The sequence below is a fragment of the Haloarcula sp. 1CSR25-25 genome, from assembly GCF_032027985.1.
Taxonomy (GTDB): Archaea; Halobacteriota; Halobacteria; order Halobacteriales; family Haloarculaceae; genus Haloarcula.
Genome location: NZ_JAHYBW010000003.1, coordinates 151456 through 168332 on the forward strand (window position 1 = coordinate 151456; position 16877 = coordinate 168332).

A 16877-nucleotide genomic window follows, 5' to 3' on the forward strand; every position below is an offset into this window, starting at 1 on the left:
TACGGGGAGTATCACAACCACTTTATCATAATTAACCATACGGTAGCTTGAGATGCATAAGCCACTGCTGACCACGGATTTTCTCGACCGTGCACGGGAGTACTACGGGGACAAAGAGGCGATTGTCGCCACGACCGGTGAGCGGTTCACGTACAACGAGTTCGGCGAGCGAGCCGACGGGTTCTCGGCGGCGCTTGCTGCCCGTGGCATCGAGAAGGGGGACCGGGTGGCTGTTCTGGACCCTAACACGCACTATCACCTCGAAGCGGCCTACGGGATAATGCAACTGGGTGCGGTCCACACGCCGCTGAACTACCGGCTTGTTCCTGACGATTTCGCGTATATCCTCTCGGACGCCGAAGTCGACGCCGTCTTCGCGGACTACGAGTACGCCGAGAAGATCGAGGCGATCCGCGACGAAGTTCCCACCGAAACCTTCGTGACCAACGACACGGACGCCGTCGACGGTGACTGGGAATCCTTCGACGAGATCATCGAGGAGGCGGGGACCGACTACGAGCGCCCCGAGATGGACGAGGACGACATCATCACCATCAACTACACGTCGGGGACGACCGGCGACCCGAAGGGCGTCTGTCGGACCCATCGAACCGAGACACTGCATTCCTACCTCACCGCGCTCCATCAGGAACTCACGGACGACGACATCTACCTCTGGACGCTGCCGATGTTCCACGTCAACGGCTGGGGTCACATCTTCTCGGTCACCGGGATGGGCGCGAAACACGTCTGTACCCGCGGCGTCGACGCCGAGGGCATCTTCGACGCTATCAGGACAGAGGACGTGTCCTATCTCTGTGGCGCGCCGACGGTGCTGAACATCCTGTCGGACCGCTATGCGAGCCAAGACGGGGAGATAGAGACGACAGGCGCAAACGACGTGCGCATCGCGACGGCCGGCAGCGCGCCACCGGAGGCTATCATCCGGACCGTCGAAGACGACTTCGGCTGGTATCTGAAACACGTCTACGGCGCGACTGAAACCGGCCCGCTCGTCACGACGTCCGACGCTCGCCGCTTCTTCGACGACGACAGCGACGCCAGGTTCAGCGTCAAGAAACGCCAGGGACTCGGCTTCCTCGGGACTGACATCCGGGTCGTCGACGAGGACGGCAACGACGTGCCACACGACGACGAGACGCTGGGGGAAGTCGTCGTCCGCGGCAACCAGGTGATGGACCGCTACTGGAACAAGCCCGAGCAGACGGAGGAGGCGTTCTCGGACCGCGTCGAGGGCTACTACCACATGGGCGACCTGGCGACGGTCGACGAGAACGGCATGGTCGCCATCCGCGACCGCAAGAAAGACATCATCATCTCCGGCGGCGAGAACATCTCCAGCATCGAACTGGAGGACACGCTCTACGATCACGACGCCGTTTCCGACGTGGCTGTCATCCCGGCGCCGAGCGACGAGTGGGGAGAGACCCCGAAGGCCTTCGTCGTCCCGGAGTCCGGTGACCCCGACAACCCGGGCGTGACGGCCGAGGACCTCCGGAACTTCACCCGAGAGAACCTGGCGACCTACAAGATCGTCCGTCGCGTGGAGTTCGTCGAGGAACTGCCCACGACAGCGACTGGGAAGGTCCAGAAGTACGAACTCCGCGAACGTGAGTGGGAGGACGAGGACGAGATGGTCGGCCAGGGGTAATCGCACGACACACCACATATCGGACCCATCGCCAGGCCGTACCGAAAGCCGGACCGCCCGATAGCTGCGTTTTCCGCACCGACATCGGCAGCTGGCTTGGCGCTGCTGGCCCATCTATTAAGTCGCCGTACCGTGATGCGAGAGTAACGAGTCGAGTTATGAGTCCCACCGCTGATTCGATGCGTGTTCTCCACGTCGACGACGAGCCGGGGTTTGCCGACATGACCGCGTCGTTTCTCGAACGCGAGGACGACCGGTTGGACGTCCAGACCGCGACCAGCGCCACGGCGGGGCTGGACATCCTGGTCGAAACCGACATCGACTGTGTCGTCTCCGACTACGACATGCCCGAGCAGAACGGCATCCAGTTCCTCGAAGCCGTCCGCGAGGAATATGACACCCTCCCTTTCATCCTCTACACTGGCAAGGGCTCAGAAGAGATAGCCAGCGACGCGATTTCGGCCGGCGTCACCGACTACCTGCAGAAAGGCCGCGGCACCGACCAGTACGCGGTGCTCGCGAACAGAATCACGAACGCTGTGGAGTCCCAGCGTGTGAAACGCGAACGCGACCGACAACTCGACGCCATCGAGACCGCACAGGAGGGAATCAGCATCCTCGACGAGAAGGGGCGGTTCATCTTTGTCAACGAAGCGTACGCGGACCTCTATGGCTACGATCCGGCCGAGCTGTGCGGGAACCACTGGGAACTGCTGTATCGGGAGGCGGATATCCCGCGGATCTACGAAGAGATCGTCCCGACTGTCGAGGAAACCGGATACTGGACCGGGACGACGACCGGACTCCGTGCCGACGGGAGCACGTTCACCGAAGACCACGTGCTCGCGTTGACCGACCGCGGTGAACTGGTCTGTACGGTCCGGGAAATCTCGGATCGGGAGGGCGGGGAACGAGAGCGCTTCCGGAACAAACGCGCGATGGACGAGGCACCAATCGGTGTCACGATCACCGACCCCACACGGGATGACAACCCGATCACCTACGCGAACAGGCGGTTTCTGGAGCTGACCGGCTACACGGAGCCGGAGGTCAGCGGCCGGAACTGCCGGTTCCTCCAGGGCGAAGCGACCGAGTCCGAGCCGGTCGATACGATGCGGACGGCAATCGACGCGGAGGAACCCGTCTCGGTGGAGCTCCGGAACTACCGGAAGGACGGAACCGTGTTCTGGAATCAGGTGTCTATCGCCCCCGTCCGCGACGATAGCGGAACGGTCGTCAACTACGTCGGGTTCCAGCAGGACGTTACCGAGCGGAAGGACCACGAACGCCGTCTCGAAGCTCTCAGCGCGTCGATGCAGGACCTGACCCGGGCAGAGACGCGCGAGGAGGTCGCCGAAATCGGCGTCGAGACGGCCCGCACCGTGCTCGGCCTCGAAGCGAGCACGATACACCTTCTCGACGATGCCGACCGGAGCCTGGAACCGGTCGCCGTCTCCGACGCGATATACGATTTGATCGGCGACCCGCCGACGTTCACCCCCGGAGACAGCATCGCCTGGCGCGTCTACGAGTCCGGCGAGTCGCTCGCCGTCGATGACGTCCGTACCGACCCGGACATCTACAACCCGGACACGCCGATCAAAAGCGAGCTATACCTCCCGCTCGGCGAGTACGGCATCCTGCTGGCCGGTTCGGAGACGGCCGCGGCGTTCGACCAGCGTGACGTCGCCCTCGGAGAGATTCTGGCCGGAAACGTCACCAGCGCGCTCAAACAGGTCGAGGGGACCGAACAGTTACGCGACCGCGAGCGTGAACTCGAACAGCACAACGACCGGCTCGAAGCGTTTACCAGCGTCGTCTCCCACGACCTGCGGAATCCACTGAACGTCGCCAACGGACGGCTGGAACTGGCACGCGAGGACTGCGAAAGCGAGCATCTGGCGGCTGTCGGGCGGGCCCACGAACGGATGGACACGCTGATAACGGACCTGCTCACCCTGGCACGGGACGGTGAGACCGTGACCGACCGCGAACCGGTCGCGCTCGCGCCGCTCGTGGCCGACTGCTGGTCGAACGTCGAGACGGCGGCTGCCACGCTCGTCACCGACATCGACCGGACTGTCCTGGCCAGCGAGAGCCGTCTGTCGCAGTTATTCGAGAATCTCGTTCGGAACGCAATCGAGCACGGCGGCGAGGACGTGACCGTGACGGTCGGGGAACTGGACGACGGGTTCTACGTCGCCGACGACGGCCCCGGCATCCCCGACGACGACCGGGACGCGGTGTTCGAGGCCGGCTACTCGACGGCGGCGGAGGGGACCGGGTTCGGGCTCAGTATCGCTCGGGAGGTCGCGGCGGCACACGGCTGGGAGATCAGCCTCGGAGGCAGCGCCGACGGCGGCGCGCGGTTCGAGATTACCGGCGTCTCGTTTCACGATACGTAGCGTCCGTCGGGGGAGTCCGCCGGGGGCGGAGCCGGCCTCCGCTTACCGCCGTTCCGTGTCGAGCGACCACCAGTCGACGGCGTGAGATGTCTCTGCGCCGTTGTCCTCGAAAACGTCAGTACGACGGCGTCCGTTAGTCTTCGAGCGCGTCGGCGATGCGGTCGAGCGAGCGTCGCACGTCGTGGACTTCGTCCCGGAGCTTTCGCATTTCGCGGGTCAGTTCCTCGTTGTCGCTGCCGCCCGATTCCTCGTGCTGCCCTGGCGGGCCGCCGCCCATGCCGCCGGGGCCGCCCGGACCGGGGCCGCCGGGGCCGCCGCCCATCATGCCGCCCATCATCTGTGCGAAGGGATTGCCCCCGCCCATCCCGCCGGGGCCGCCGCCACCGCCCATCATCTCTTCCATGCGCTCCTCGCGGCTCATCTCCTCGCCGTCGCCCTCGCCCTCTTCTCGCTCCTCGGCGCGCTGCTGTCGGATCTCCTCGACCCGCTCGCGGAAGGACTTCTCTTCGCCGCCTTCCTCGGTCGCATCAGCCGATTCGTCAGCGTTTTCAGGTTCGTCGTCTGCCATACCACCGGATTTGGTTGGGCCGCTGAAAAGGGTTGTCGTCCGGAGACAGCCCGCTGTGACCCCGTCAACGCGGTCCGTCAACGAGGAACGCTGGTCCGGAGAATCGCGCCGTCCTCGGGTGACTGGTTCGCGAAGTTGCAGATGAACAGGGACTCGCCCCCGTCGCCGGGCCCGAAGAGCACGTCCGAGGGGAACACGAGACCGTCGGCTCCAGTCGCGACGGTGTCCGTGGCTCCATCCGCAGTCACTCGGACGACGCGGTTCTGGCTGTTGGCCGCGACGTAGATGTCGCCGTCCCGGCTGGTAATCCCGTCGGCACCGAATATCGCACCGCCCTCGAAGAACATCGACGGCTCGCCGGCGGCCCCATCCGACTCGACCGGGACACGGAGCAGGCGGCCGGTTTCTTCGGGGGCGCGGGTCACTGCGACGTAGATGTCGCCGTCGGCGTCGCGGGTGACCCCGTTCGCGCCGAAACTCTCCGTCGCCAGGCGGTCGTCGTCCAGCCAGGTCGACCGCTCGCCGCCGGTCGTGACCGCGTAGACCACGCCGTTCCGGGACTCGGTCACCAGCAGGCGCTCCCGGTCGGCGTCGTAGTGGATGTCGTTCGGGAACCCGCCGATCTCAACGAGCTGGGTCGCTTCGCCGTCGGGCGGGACCTCCCAGACGCCCGCCCGCTCGTCCTGTGTGGCGACGGCGACGTACACCGTTCCATCGGGTGCCGCCTCGACGCCGATGGCGGCGGGCAGGGTCGCGACCTGCTCTGTGTCTTCGAGGGCGAGCCCCGTCGCTCCGGTCTGGTCCGCAGGAATACGCCGAACCTCGCCGGCCGTGATACCGAAGTACAGGTCGCCCTCGGGACCGAACGCCATGTTCTCGGGCACGCGGTCGCCGCCGACCGAGACCACAGTCTCGACGGCCGCAGGCTCCGGCGTGTCTGTCTCGGTCGCCGTCGGTTCGTCTGTTGTCGTCGCGGGTCCAGCACCGCCATCGGCGTCGGTAGGTGTCGGCGTCGAGTCGGTTTCAGCCGAGCCGTCACCACCGGTACAGCCGGCCAGACCGACGCCAGTGATTGCGCTGCAACTCGCCAGGAACCGTCGCCGCGTCGCGAGTCGTCGGGTCATGTGGATACTGTTTGACGTATGGTTGACACGACCCTGAACCCTCGGATTACTGAAACGCCGACTGTGGGTACCTGATATAGCCGGCGGCTGGTTCAGACGAGCCGTCGGACCAGCACCGAGAGGCCGAGCCCACAGACGAGCACCACGGCGAGGTTGAACGCGGCCTTGAACAGCGGCCGGTACCTGTCGGTGACGAACGTGTCGATCGCCGACGACGCGGAGAAGTAGAACTGCAGCGTCGCGATGAGCGCCACGAGCGTGAGGATTGCGAACACTGCCCACTGCGCGTAGACCGCTATCGCCGGCCCCGTGTTGTCGTCCGACTCGTCGACGGCGTCGCCGGGGCCCGTCTCTGTGTCCTGTGCCGCTGTGTCGGTGGTGGAGGTGTCACTCATTGGTCTGTCTCCGTGCGATGAGGAGGCCGCTTGCGAGGACCGCAACCAGCCCGACCAGCGCGGTGAAGCCGGGGCCTTCCGCGGCCATCGTCTGCTGTGGCTCTTCCATCTCCTGGCCCTCGGGCCGGTCCCGCTCGAAGTCGCTGGACTGGAAGCCGACGTCCTGTCGGGTTTCGTTCTCCCGGAGGCGCTCCGTCGGATGGAGGTTCGCCGGGGAACTCTCCGTCCCGACGATGACGCCGTCGGCGAGCAGCATGCCGTCGAGCCAGTAGTTGTACCCGTCAGGCACCGTCAGTCGGGTTCTGACGATTTCCGTCCGGCCGGGGCGAATCTGACCGACCCGCACGGTCGACTCGTCGGCGATGACGTTCGAGTCAGCCTGCCGCGCTCGGAGTCGAAGTGACAGGTCATCGGAGGGGTCGTTGCCGGCGTTTGTGACGTACACCGAGACGTTCACCGTCGTCCGGTTGTCCGAGACGTCGTCGATCCGATAGGTAATCGAATCCAGCGGGACGCCGGCGTTCTCGAACCGCTGGAACGATACGGTACTCCGGGCGTACGCCGGCGTGAGCGCGTCGACGTTCTGGACCGACTGTCGGCCGGTGGCGACACGCTCGCCGTTCTCGTAGACGATGGTGTCGATCCGGTACCCGCCCGCTCGCTCCACCGTGATGTTCGACCGCACCGATACCTCTCGTTCCCCGTCGATCTCTCCGACTGTCCGTCGCGTCGTCGTCGCGACGAGGCCGGTGTCCGCGTCGATGGCCCGCGTCTCCACGGTGACGTTCTCGGCGGTGCCGCCGCGGTGAGAGAGCCGGGCGTCGATGGAGAGCGTCACCGTCTGGCCGTCGACGGCGGCCGGTTCGATGGTCGTTTCGCGGAGGTCGAGATAGCTCTCGCGAACGTCGTCCTCGGGTTCGGAGAGCGCGCCGGGGACCGCTGTTGCACCGATGAGCATGGCCAGAACGACCACGACCACGCCACCGGTCAGGAGGGTTTCACGTCGCACACGGGAATGACCAGCAGCCGCCAGTAAATGTCTTCTGTACGGTCAAGCGCGGATTACGGCGTCACCGGTTGTACGAGCTACCCGAACGCGCCGAGACTCGACTGGAGGTCGCGGTCGGTCCCGCCGTCCGAGAGTTCATAGCCCACGAGCCGTCTGAGGTCGACGGCGTAGACGCTGCCGTTGTTCTCCAGCACGGCGACCCGCCCCTTCGTCCCCCGGACGGTCCCCGTCGCCAGGATTTCGGCCATCGGACGGTCCGAGAGGGCCAGGTCGTACTCGAACTCGTAGGTCACAAGCGGGTCGTAGCGCTGACACAGCGACGCCCACCAGTCGGTGTCGACGGACTGGTCGAGTCCCGCTACCTTCGTCGGCACTCTGACGCGGTCGCCCAGCTCGGCGGCGATGTCGGCCTCGACCTGGCGGGCGATACGGCCGTCGGCGACGGTCCGGAGGTGGGCGGCCCTGTCGGCGCCCTGCTCGCGGAGTCGCGTCTCCAGCCGCCAGGAGCGGGTGACGCCGACCTTGACGGTATCCGGCGCGAACGCCGCCAGATACACCGCGTGTTCCTCGTCGCAGGTGTCGAGCGGCTTGGTGCAGTCCCCGGTACAGCGGGCACACGGCCAGATATCGGTGTGTTCCGGGCAGTGCGGCGCGGGGTCGTTGTCGCAACGAACGTGTCGCTCACCGTCTACTGCGCCCGCGCAGTGGCGCTGGCCGAGCGTGTAGGAGAGTTCCGTGCCCGGGTCCAGTCGCTCGGTGGTAACGCTCCCGTCCTCGGCCAACAGGAGCGCGGCGTGTTCGTCCACCCGCGCGCGATAGCCCACGACCTGCACGTCCAGCGGTTCGGCGCGGAGCCGCAAATGGCTGCCGGGACGCCGTTTTTGTGCTTGGCTGTCATATATTCGCATATGGCAGACCTACGACTCCGGAGCCCGGCGTTCGACGACGGCGACCGCATCCCCGAGGAACACGGCTACTCGGCGGCGAACACGAACCCGCCACTGGAGGTCGAGAACGTCCCGCCGGACGCATCGTCGCTCCTCCTCATCGTCGACGACCCCGACGCAGAGGAACCGGCGGGTAAGGTCTGGGACCACTGGGTCGTCTGGGACATCCCGTCGGATATCGGGCGGATTCCGGAGGGATGGGAGCCCGACGCGGCCACGGAGGGGCAGAACGACTTCGGCGAGGTGGGCTGGGGCGGTCCGAACCCGCCGGACCGGGAGCACACGTACCGGTTCCTCCTGTACGCGCTGGATACGACGCTGGACCTCTCTCCGGCAGCGGACAAGGACGACGTGTACGACGCGGCCAGCGGCCACGTCGTGGAGAAAGCGGAACTGACCGGCACGTATCCGGCCTGAGTCCCCTCTAAAGCTCTTCGAGCAGTTCGCGGGTCGACTGCCGCACGGCGTCGTCGCTCGACTGGTCGGGCTCCCAGCCCAGCGCCGAGAGCTTCTCGACGGAGAGGCGCATCCGCGGTACGTCGCCGGTCCAGCCGCGGTCGCCGCCGGTGTACTCGTACTCGGGGTCGATGTCCATCTCGTCGGCGACGATGCTGGCGATGCGGTCGACTGACGTGGTCGTCCGCGTGCCGAGATTGAACACGTTGTGGTCCTTATCGGCGTGTTCGACGGCGAACAGCATCGCGTCGATGCACTCGGAGATGTGCATGTAGGACTTCTCCTGGCGGCCGTCGCCGAGAATCGTCAGCGTCGACGGGTCCTCGGTGAGTTTCTCGATGAAGTCCGGGATGACCGCGCCGCGCAGCCGTGGCCCGACGATATTGGCGAACCGGAACACCCACGACTGGATGTCGTGGCTGTGGGCGTACGTCGAGACGAGCGACTCCTCGGCGAGTTTCGTCGCGCCGTAGACGCTGATGGGCTCAAGGGGCGCGTAGTCCTCCGGTGTCGGCCGCGGGGCCTCGCCGTATACAGTAGATGACGACGTAAACACGAGGTTCTCGACGCCGGCCTCCTGCATCCGTTCGAGGACGTTGTACGTGATGTCGCTGTTGTCCTCGAACTGCCGCCGAGGCGTGTCCGTATCGACCAGTTTCGACGCCGCCAGGTGGACGACGAGGTCGACATCGTCCGTGATAGTCTCGGCGACGACTGCGGGGTCGGTGAGGTCACCGCCACGGTAGGTCGCGTCCTCGTGGACCCACTCGGAGCGCCCGTTAGATTCGTTGTCGACGACGGTCACGTCGTTGGTCGGAGCGAGGCGGTCGACCAGATGCGACCCGATGAAGCCCGCCCCGCCGGTGACGACTATTCGCTTCTCTGATACGTCCATGGTTGCGATGCTTCCTATGCGAGAAAAAACGTTGTGATGTCGGCTGATTCCGGTGGGACCGGTAGGCATGTCCCGGATGACAACGTCGTTTTATAGCTTCCCCTGTGAGAAGCAGCTATGACTCGATTCACCCGTCGCGGGCTGCTTGCGGCCACCGTCGGCACCGTCGGCGCAATCGCCGGCTGTTCCGGTGGCAGCTCGCAGTCGGAACCGGCCGGACAGACGGAGACGGCGACGCCCCTCCCGGGGCAGCCGCTCTCGACGCCGGTCGCGGGCGACCCCGAGGCCGACGTAACAGTCGCGGTGTACGAGGACTACGCCTGCCCGCACTGTGCGACCTACGCAGAGTCCGTCTTCCCACAGGTCCGGGAGGACTACCTCACTGATGGAACCGTCCGCTACGAGTTCTACGACTTCCCGATTCCGGTCGACGAGACCGTCTCGTGGCAGGCCGCAAGCGCTGCCCGTGCCGTCCAGGACAACAGTGGTGCGGAAGCCTTCTTCACCTACTCCAAGCGCCTGTTCGCCAACCAGAACCAGCTGGGACCGGACACCTACGCCGACCTGACGGAGGGCCTGGACGTCGACGGCGAGACGGTCCGGGCGGCGGCGACGGGGGAACTGTACCGCCCGACGGTCTCGAGCGACCGCGAGGCCGGTATCGACCGCGGCGTCCAGGGGACGCCGACCGTGTTCGTCGACGACGAACCCGTCGAGTGGAGCGAGATCGCCTACGAGCCGGTCAGGTCAGCTATCGAGGACGCACGGAGCGACGGATGAAGGGCTCGCCGCGGGTGACGGTGCTCCGACTGGGCCACCGTCCCGGCCGGGACGAGCGGATGACGACCCACGTGGGGCTGACCGCTCGCGCGCTCGGAGCCGACAAGGTCGTGCTGGCCAACGCCGCCCGCAACCAGGCCGACACCGTCATCGACATCACCGACCGGTTCGGCGGCCCCTTCGACGTGGCCTCGACGGAGGAGCCAAAGCGGCTCATCCGCGACTTCGAGGGTCGCGTCGTCCACCTGACGATGTACGGGGAGCCACTCCAGGATGTCGAGGCCGACGTCCGCGAGGCCCACGCCGAGGGGCCGCTGCTGGTCGTCGTCGGCGCGGAGAAGGTCCCATTCGAAGTGTACGAACACGCCGACTGGAACGTCGGTGTCACCAACCAGCCACACTCCGAGGTCGCCTCCCTGGCCGTCTTTCTCGACCGCCTCTTCGAGGGCCGGGAACTGGACCGCGAGTGGGAGAACCCCGACAGGGTGGTCGTCCCACAGGAGACCGGCAAGCGGGTCGTCGACCCCGACGAGGAGTGATACCCACGCAGTTGTGCCGCGGGCCTTTTATCCCTCGACGCTAAGTGTGGCTCAGATGTCGCGTCACAACGTGTTGCTCGTCGTCGCTGACAGTCTCCGCGCCCGGAACACCTCCGTCCTGGGCTATCGCCGGGGGACGACGCCTTTCCTCGATGCCTTCGCCGAGGAGGCGACGGTGTACACGCAGGCCCGCAGCCCGAGCAACTGGACCGTCCCCAGCCACGTCAGCACCTTCACGGGCTGGGAAACGCACGAACACGGCGTCGACCACACGGCGAAACTCGACGCCGGCCACACCATCTTCGAGGAACTGGCCGGAGCGGGCTATGACACGGCGCTTTTCTCCGACAATCCGTTCCTGACCGACCACGAGTCGGGGCTCGACGAGGTGTTTCAGACGGCCGTCGGTTCGCCCGAGCAGTACGACTCGGCCTACGAGACGAACGGCTCGCTTGGCGACTGGCCCAACGGCTTCTGGTACGCCGACCGGACGCTGGAGTGGGTCGACAGCCGGGAGAGCGAGTGGGCCGCCTGCATCAATCTGATGGACACCCACCGCCCGTACGAACCGCTCGCCGAGTACGACGAGTGGAGCGACGAGCGCTCCCGCGAACTCCAGGAGTCGATGGGGTTCAAGTGGCACTGGGAGTTCCTCTCGGGGAACCTCTCGCTTGGCTTCGCCGGCATTCTCGAACAGATATACGACGGCGCGGTCCGGCAGGCTGACGCCGTCTTCGAGGCCCTGATCCGCGGACTGGACGAGCAGGGCGTGCTCGAGGACACACTGGTCGTCTTCGCCGGCGACCACGGCGAGGGCTTCGGCGAACCGACGGCGATTCCGGAGGAACCGCCGGCTGTCAGCCACCGTATCGGCACTCACGACGCCATGTACCACGTCCCGCTCGTCGTTCGCGCCCCCGGCCAGCGGAGTGGACATCGCGTCACCGACCTGGCGACGCTCAGCCGGTTCCCCGACGCCGTCCGCGAGATTGCGCTCGATGAGGGCCGCACGGACGGTCCGGCATTCGCCCCGCCGAGCGGGACCGTCGTCGCGTCCCAGTCCCCCATCGGCCCGGCGATGTGCGAGGAGGCGGAACGAATCTGTGGCGACGCCGCGCCGTTCGCAAAACACGCCCGACTCGTCTATCACGACCGGCCCGGCGACGAGGTCCGGAAGCGGGCGGCGTGGGGCGACAGCGCCCACGAGTCCGTCCGACAGGGCCGTGTCGGCACGGCCGAGGACAGCGACATCGACGCGGCCGTCGTCCGTGACCACTTCGACAGCGGCCGGTACGCTGACGTGGACATCGCCACGCCGCTTTCGGGCTACACGGAGTTCGAGGACGCGTCCGACACGCAGTTCGCCGGCGACCTCGACGACCGACTGGAGGCGCTGGGATATAGATGACGGGGCTACCCGACACCGAACTGGTGCTCGTCGTTGCCGCCGACGAGAACAACGTCATCGGGCTGGACGGCGGCGTCCCCTGGCACTACCCCGAGGACGTGCGCCAGTACAAGGAGCGCATCGCCGGCCACCCGATAATCCTCGGCCGCCGGACGTTCGAGTCGATGGAGCCCATCCCGGACTGTTACACTGTCGTCCTGACGAGCGACGACAGCCGGAGCACCAACTCGAAAACGGTCGAGTACGCCACGACCCCGCGGATCGCGGTCGACGCCGCCGCCCGCGCCGGGGCGACCGAGGCCTTCGCCGGCGACGACACTGGAGCGAGCGGTTCGCCGCCTGTAACCTACGTCATCGGCGGTGAGGCGGTGTACGACCTGTTTCTCCCGTTCGCCGGTCGGGTCTTCCTCAGCCGCATCCACGAGCGCAACGAGGGGGACCGCTACTTCCCGGACATGGGTGCGGAATGGACAGAGCTGTCCCGGGAGTCGTACGAGGGGTTCGATGTCATCGAGTACAGGCAGGCGTCGCCGCGACCGCTCGACGACCTCTGACCGCCCCTGGGCGTCGTCGCCTGGACCATCACTCGGAGTTGTCGCTGCTTGAAAAATCACAGCCATTAAACCAATCCAACTGATTAGTATGTCGTAACAACTCTCGATGATAGACAAGATCAAAAAATCCGTATCGGATGTCCTCTCGGGTGGGAAGCGACAGTCGGACGACGGACCAGAGGCTGGAACGCTGGCTGACAAACGAGTTCGGGCCGGCGCTCCCGGCGGTAGCGGGGACGACGGGGAGGCCGACGAACCGGAGTCGAATCTCTACGAGTGCCCGTCCTGTGAGTCCGTCTTCGTCGCTATCGACAAAGAGACCTGTTCCTCCTGTCGGACCCCGGTCGAGCGAATCGAATAGACCGGCTTGTGACGTGGCTACGGTTTTCGGCGGTGATTGCACCCGGGAAAGCGGCTGCTCTCTGTTTCGGTTGGCGCCCCGGGGAAGCATATCGAGTGCGTCCCGGTGTCACCATGGTCCCGGCCCCGTCGGTCACCGTTCGAGAGAGGACGACCCGATGGTTTTAACCACATGACTCCCGGATGTGCGGGTAATGGCTTTTGAGGAACTCTTGGAGGACCCCGTCATACAGAAGTACCTCCACGAGCTGGTCGGACCGAAAGGGATGCCGGTCGCCGCCGCGCCGCCGGACGGCGAAGTGACCGACGAGGAACTGGCCGAGGAGCTCGGGCTCGAACTCAACGACGTGCGCAGAGCGCTGTTTATCCTCTACGAGAACGACCTCGCGACGTATCGTCGGCTCCGCGACGAGGACTCCGGGTGGCTCACGTACCTCTGGACGTTCCAGTACGAGCAGATCCCAGAACAGTTACAGGAGGAGATGCACCGCCTGCTCGACGGCCTCGAAGAGCGCCGCGAGTACGAGCGGGAAAACGAGTTCTACCTCTGTGAACACTGCGGCATCCGCTTCGAGTTCGGCGAGGCGATGGAGTTCGGCTTCGAGTGTCCCGAATGCGGGAACCAGGTCGAGGCGATGGAGAACACCCGTCTTGTCACCGCGATGGAGAACCGCATCGACGAGCTCAGAGACGAACTGAACGCCGACGTGGACGTGGAAGCCTGATGGTCGTTCTCGGTACAAAAGTGTACGTCGCCGGCGACGCCCGGGACCGTACGCTCGACGGGCTGCGCTCGATGGTCGGCAACGAACTCGGCGACCTCGACGTGGCCTACGACATCGGTCTCCGGGACGACGAGTTCCCGTCGGTGACCGTCGACGGCCCGGACGCGACCGTCGCGAAGAACCTCCTCCGCGAGGAGTTCGGCGAGATGGTCGCCGACCACGAGGACGGGGAGACGTACGTCGGGACACTCGACAGCTGGGACGAGGACGGGTTCGTTCTCGATGTCGGATTCGGGCAGACGGTCCGGATTCCAGCCGACCAGCTCGGGCTCGGACAGGGGTCGCCCAGCCAGATCCGGAAACGGTTCGGACTGGTCCAACATCTCCCGCTCCGTTTCGTCGCCGGTGACCCGGCTCGTCTCGCCGAAGTCGAGCAGGACCGCCTCTACGAGTGGACCCGCGGCAACGGCCGCATCAACGCCAACAGCGTCACGCGCTCGGAAGCGCGCGCGACGGTCAACCGCGCCGGCCACGCCCAGGACATCGTCACCGTGGAACGCATCGGCCTTTTAGAACAGAGCATCATCTGCAACCCGGACACCGACCCGCCGGGGCTGCTCGCCGACATCGGGCAGTACATGCCGTCGGAGCTGCTGGCAATCGTGCCCTGACTTTCGAGCTATGAAACGCCGCCACCTCCTGCTTGTCGCCGTTCTCGCACTGGTCGCCCTCTCGGGCTGTACCGGCTTCTTCGGCTCCGAAGAGGTCGACCCCGAGCGGCTGAACGAGAACGCGAGCTACGACTGGAACACCTCTGCCGACGGGACGATAGTCATCGAGGAGTCGAAATACACCGCCGTCTACGCCGTCGAAAACGAGTCGACGTTCGACGTGTACACCGTCGACGGCCTGGGCCGCGAGCGGAGTGTCCCCATCAGTGCGTTGCGGTTCAGATACGACAACGGGACGGTCGTCAGCGCCGCCAACTCCTCGCTGAGTGCCTCGGAGAGCCGCCAGCGAACCACCGTCTCCTTCCCCGGAAACGTCTCCGGGAAGGTGGGGTATTCCGTCGGCCGAACCGGGAAGCGCTTTGGCTCCCCGACGCTCGTCGAGGACGGCTCGTACACGGTCGTGCTCCCGCCCGACACCGGGGCCGGCATCCCGTTCCTCTCGCGAATCAGCCCGGGTGGGTACGAGTCAGCAACCGTCGACGGCCAGCAGGTCATCCGCTGGGACGAGGTGACCTCCGACCAGATCATCGTCCGGTACTACCTCGACCGTGACCTGTGGCTGTTCGGCGGCCTGTCGGCCATCGCCGTCACTATCGGCGTCGTGGGAACGCTGTACTACTACCGACAGCTGCAGGCAGTGATTCGCCGCCGCAAGGAGGCCGGTATCGACCTCGAAGAGGAGGACGATGACGACGACCCGCGGGACCGCGGCCCGCCGCCGGGGATGCGCTGAGGCCGGACTGGGACTGTTTCGAGCACAGTGAGTCCCGGCAGGGCGTCGAGACGCTAACCGCGTCACTTTTTCGCGTCGGGCGTGCACACACGGCTATGAGCAACGGGTGGTTCGCCGGGCTGGACCCGGACGACGACGCTGCCGCTGTCGAACGGATAGCGGCCGGACGAGCCGACACGCCGGAGGACTGGCCACAGCAGGCCGTCGAGGCGGGGTTCGCAGACGACGACGCGGACTACTACGACCGCCTGCACGAGGTGACGATGGCGGCCACCAGCGCGGCGGTCGCCGAACGGGAGGGCGCTGACGACCAGCAGCTCGTCCACGCGGTCCGGGCGATGGCCGACTGCGAGCGGACGGCCAACGAACTCGCCGAGCGGGTCGCCGAGTGGGGCGGGAGCCGACACGGCGACAGCGGGAGCGGCGTCGAGTACGCCCGCTCGCTGACCGACCGGGACGACGAGGACGAGGGCGACCAGGCGCTCCGGTCGCTCGCCGAGCAGACGGCCGAGTTGGCCGACGAGGCGGACTCGCTCCGAGCGTACATCGAGCGGACCGCGCCCGCCGTCGCGCCGAACCTCTCGATGCTGGCCGGGCCGGTGCTTGCGGCCCGCCTGATCTCACTGGCCGGCGGCCTCGAAGCGCTGGCGAAGAAACCGAGCGGGACGGTGCAGGTCCTCGGCGCGGAGGACGCGCTGTTCGCCCACCTCAAGGGGAACGCGCCGTCGCCGAAACACGGCGTCATCTTCACCCACGAGTACGTGCGCGGGACCCGCCGGGCGGACCGCGGGTCGGCCGCGCGAGCGCTGGCCGGGAAGCTCTCTATCGCCGCCCGTATCGACCACTACAGCGGCGACCGCCGGCCGGAACTGCAGGCGGAACTCGACGAGCGCATCGAGCGGATTCGGGCCCGCGCCGAGGAGGGCGACGAATGACACTCCCGGCAGGCGTCGAGCGACACGACTTCGACGGCGAGACGAGCCTCGCCACGCAGGGGCAGCCGGTGTACGGCGAGCGGACGGACGGCGACTGGCGACGGTGGGACCCTCACCGCTCGAAGCTCGGCGCGATGCTCGAAGGCGGGATGGACATCGGACTGGAGGGCGGCGAGACCGTCCTCTATCTGGGCGCAGCGGCCGGGACGACCGTGAGCCACGTAGCGGATTTCAGCGGGCCGACCTACGCCGTCGAGTTCGCGCCCCGGCCAGTGCGGGAACTGCTGGACGCCGCCGAGAGCCGGCAAAACCTCTTCCCGCTGCTCAAGGACGCGCGCAAGCCCGAGAGCTACGCCCACGTCGTCGAACCGGTCGACGTTATCGTTCAGGACGTGGCGACCAGAGGCCAGGCCCGAGTCGCAGCGCTCAACAGACGGTTCCTGGCCGACGACGGGCGGCTCCTCGCGGCTATCAAAGCCAGAAGCGAGGACGTAACTGCCGAGCCCGAAACCGTGTTCGACAGCGTGCGTGCGGAACTCGGCTCGGCGTACGAGTTGCTTGAGACCGCGCGTCTGGACCCGTTCCACGAGGACCACCTCGGTGTCGTTGCCCGGCCCCGGGAGGAGTAACCGGAATTGCTT

At 66.4% G+C, this 16877-nt stretch carries 19 protein-coding genes; 13 read left to right on the forward strand and 6 right to left on the reverse strand.

The window, feature by feature from the left end:
- The first annotated feature begins 52 nt into the window (after positions 1–52).
- Both KZ498_RS10615 and KZ498_RS10620 read left to right on the forward strand, forming a co-directional pair.
- Positions 53–1672, forward strand: a complete 1620-nt coding sequence (locus tag KZ498_RS10615) for a long-chain-fatty-acid--CoA ligase (RefSeq protein ID WP_312618742.1) — start codon at positions 53–55, stop codon at positions 1670–1672.
- A gap of 158 nt (positions 1673–1830) precedes the next feature.
- Positions 1831–4077 (forward strand): PAS domain S-box protein, encoded by a 2247-nt coding sequence (locus KZ498_RS10620; RefSeq protein WP_312618744.1) that lies wholly within the window; start codon positions 1831–1833, stop codon positions 4075–4077.
- Between the two features lie 133 nt (positions 4078–4210).
- Here the strand turns inward: KZ498_RS10620 and KZ498_RS10625 are convergent, their stop codons facing one another.
- The 5 genes from KZ498_RS10625 to KZ498_RS10645 all read right to left on the reverse strand — a co-directional run bounded on the left by KZ498_RS10625 (position 4211) and on the right by KZ498_RS10645 (position 8033).
- Positions 4211–4645: a hypothetical protein gene (locus KZ498_RS10625; protein WP_312618746.1), complete on the reverse strand. Its 435-nt coding sequence runs from the start codon at positions 4643–4645 to the stop codon at positions 4211–4213.
- A gap of 77 nt (positions 4646–4722) precedes the next feature.
- Positions 4723–5769, reverse strand: coding sequence for a hypothetical protein (locus KZ498_RS10630; RefSeq protein ID WP_312618747.1), 1047 nt, complete (start codon positions 5767–5769; stop codon positions 4723–4725).
- Positions 5770–5861: 92 nt separating this feature from the next.
- The gene (locus tag KZ498_RS10635) at positions 5862–6164 is read right to left on the reverse strand and encodes a hypothetical protein (protein ID WP_312618748.1); all 303 of its coding nucleotides are present in this window, start codon (positions 6162–6164) and stop codon (positions 5862–5864) included.
- On the reverse strand, positions 6157–7173 hold the full coding sequence (locus KZ498_RS10640; protein ID WP_312618749.1) for a PGF-CTERM sorting domain-containing protein: 1017 nt from the start codon (positions 7171–7173) through the stop codon (positions 6157–6159). Before KZ498_RS10640 ends, KZ498_RS10635 begins: the two co-directional genes overlap by 8 nt.
- Positions 7174–7250: 77 nt before the next feature.
- The gene (locus KZ498_RS10645; protein WP_312618750.1) at positions 7251–8033 is read right to left on the reverse strand and encodes a DUF2797 domain-containing protein; all 783 of its coding nucleotides are present in this window, start codon (positions 8031–8033) and stop codon (positions 7251–7253) included.
- A 48-nt stretch (positions 8034–8081) separates the two neighbouring features.
- On the opposite strand from KZ498_RS10645, the gene KZ498_RS10650 reads away from it, so the two are divergent.
- Positions 8082–8537, forward strand: a complete 456-nt coding sequence (locus KZ498_RS10650; protein ID WP_312618751.1) for a YbhB/YbcL family Raf kinase inhibitor-like protein — start codon at positions 8082–8084, stop codon at positions 8535–8537.
- A gap of 7 nt (positions 8538–8544) precedes the next feature.
- On the opposite strand, the gene KZ498_RS10655 is transcribed toward KZ498_RS10650, so the two are convergent.
- Positions 8545–9471, reverse strand: a complete 927-nt coding sequence (locus tag KZ498_RS10655) for an NAD-dependent epimerase/dehydratase family protein (protein ID WP_312618752.1) — start codon at positions 9469–9471, stop codon at positions 8545–8547.
- A gap of 117 nt (positions 9472–9588) precedes the next feature.
- Here KZ498_RS10655 and KZ498_RS10660 point away from each other — a divergent pair, with 117 nt between their 5' ends.
- From KZ498_RS10660 to KZ498_RS10705, 10 genes are all read left to right on the forward strand, one after another.
- A complete protein-coding gene (locus tag KZ498_RS10660) occupies positions 9589–10251 on the forward strand; it encodes a thioredoxin domain-containing protein (RefSeq protein WP_312618753.1) in 663 nt (220 codons plus the stop codon).
- Positions 10248–10790, forward strand: coding sequence for a tRNA (cytidine(56)-2'-O)-methyltransferase (locus tag KZ498_RS10665; RefSeq protein WP_312618754.1), 543 nt, complete (start codon positions 10248–10250; stop codon positions 10788–10790). Before KZ498_RS10660 ends, KZ498_RS10665 begins: the two co-directional genes overlap by 4 nt.
- Positions 10791–10845: 55 nt before the next feature.
- On the forward strand, positions 10846–12198 hold the full coding sequence (locus tag KZ498_RS10670; protein WP_312618755.1) for a sulfatase: 1353 nt from the start codon (positions 10846–10848) through the stop codon (positions 12196–12198).
- Positions 12195–12752 carry a dihydrofolate reductase gene (locus tag KZ498_RS10675; RefSeq protein ID WP_312618756.1) on the forward strand — a complete coding sequence of 186 codons (558 nt, stop codon included), beginning with the start codon at positions 12195–12197 and terminating at the stop codon, positions 12750–12752. The genes KZ498_RS10670 and KZ498_RS10675 overlap by 4 nt, the downstream gene beginning before the upstream one ends.
- A gap of 106 nt (positions 12753–12858) precedes the next feature.
- Positions 12859–13113, forward strand: a complete 255-nt coding sequence (locus KZ498_RS10680) for a hypothetical protein (protein ID WP_312618757.1) — start codon at positions 12859–12861, stop codon at positions 13111–13113.
- Positions 13114–13306: 193 nt separating this feature from the next.
- The gene (gene tfe, locus KZ498_RS10685) at positions 13307–13837 is read left to right on the forward strand and encodes a transcription factor E (RefSeq protein ID WP_312618759.1); all 531 of its coding nucleotides are present in this window, start codon (positions 13307–13309) and stop codon (positions 13835–13837) included.
- Positions 13837–14508: a DUF2110 family protein gene (locus tag KZ498_RS10690; RefSeq protein ID WP_312618761.1), complete on the forward strand. Its 672-nt coding sequence runs from the start codon at positions 13837–13839 to the stop codon at positions 14506–14508. The genes tfe and KZ498_RS10690 overlap by 1 nt, the downstream gene beginning before the upstream one ends.
- Positions 14509–14518: 10 nt before the next feature.
- Complete coding sequence (locus tag KZ498_RS10695) at positions 14519–15301, forward strand: DUF5803 family protein (protein ID WP_312618763.1); 783 nt, start codon at positions 14519–14521, stop codon at positions 15299–15301.
- Between the two features lie 95 nt (positions 15302–15396).
- Positions 15397–16236, forward strand: coding sequence for an NOP5/NOP56 family protein (locus tag KZ498_RS10700; RefSeq protein ID WP_312618764.1), 840 nt, complete (start codon positions 15397–15399; stop codon positions 16234–16236).
- Complete coding sequence (locus KZ498_RS10705; RefSeq protein WP_312618766.1) at positions 16233–16865, forward strand: fibrillarin-like rRNA/tRNA 2'-O-methyltransferase; 633 nt, start codon at positions 16233–16235, stop codon at positions 16863–16865. Before KZ498_RS10700 ends, KZ498_RS10705 begins: the two co-directional genes overlap by 4 nt.
- Positions 16866–16877 lie beyond the last annotated feature (12 nt).

Bases quoted from the DNA above. Each gene is read 5' to 3' on its own strand.
- KZ498_RS10615 (WP_312618742.1), top strand. From the start codon at position 53: ATGCATAAGCCACTGCTGACCACGGATTTTCTCGACCGTGCACGGGAG.
- KZ498_RS10620 (WP_312618744.1), top strand. From the start codon at position 1,831: ATGAGTCCCACCGCTGATTCGATGCGTGTTCTCCACGTCGACGACGAG.
- KZ498_RS10625 (WP_312618746.1), bottom strand. From the start codon at position 4,645: ATGGCAGACGACGAACCTGAAAACGCTGACGAATCGGCTGATGCGACC.
- KZ498_RS10630 (WP_312618747.1), bottom strand. From the start codon at position 5,769: ATGACCCGACGACTCGCGACGCGGCGACGGTTCCTGGCGAGTTGCAGC.
- KZ498_RS10635 (WP_312618748.1), bottom strand. From the start codon at position 6,164: ATGAGTGACACCTCCACCACCGACACAGCGGCACAGGACACAGAGACG.
- KZ498_RS10650 (WP_312618751.1), top strand. From the start codon at position 8,082: ATGGCAGACCTACGACTCCGGAGCCCGGCGTTCGACGACGGCGACCGC.
- KZ498_RS10655 (WP_312618752.1), bottom strand. From the start codon at position 9,471: ATGGACGTATCAGAGAAGCGAATAGTCGTCACCGGCGGGGCGGGCTTC.
- KZ498_RS10660 (WP_312618753.1), top strand. From the start codon at position 9,589: ATGACTCGATTCACCCGTCGCGGGCTGCTTGCGGCCACCGTCGGCACC.
- KZ498_RS10665 (WP_312618754.1), top strand. From the start codon at position 10,248: ATGAAGGGCTCGCCGCGGGTGACGGTGCTCCGACTGGGCCACCGTCCC.
- KZ498_RS10670 (WP_312618755.1), top strand. From the start codon at position 10,846: ATGTCGCGTCACAACGTGTTGCTCGTCGTCGCTGACAGTCTCCGCGCC.
- KZ498_RS10675 (WP_312618756.1), top strand. From the start codon at position 12,195: ATGACGGGGCTACCCGACACCGAACTGGTGCTCGTCGTTGCCGCCGAC.
- KZ498_RS10680 (WP_312618757.1), top strand. From the start codon at position 12,859: ATGATAGACAAGATCAAAAAATCCGTATCGGATGTCCTCTCGGGTGGG.
- tfe (WP_312618759.1), top strand. From the start codon at position 13,307: ATGGCTTTTGAGGAACTCTTGGAGGACCCCGTCATACAGAAGTACCTC.
- KZ498_RS10690 (WP_312618761.1), top strand. From the start codon at position 13,837: ATGGTCGTTCTCGGTACAAAAGTGTACGTCGCCGGCGACGCCCGGGAC.
- KZ498_RS10695 (WP_312618763.1), top strand. From the start codon at position 14,519: ATGAAACGCCGCCACCTCCTGCTTGTCGCCGTTCTCGCACTGGTCGCC.
- KZ498_RS10700 (WP_312618764.1), top strand. From the start codon at position 15,397: ATGAGCAACGGGTGGTTCGCCGGGCTGGACCCGGACGACGACGCTGCC.
- KZ498_RS10705 (WP_312618766.1), top strand. From the start codon at position 16,233: ATGACACTCCCGGCAGGCGTCGAGCGACACGACTTCGACGGCGAGACG.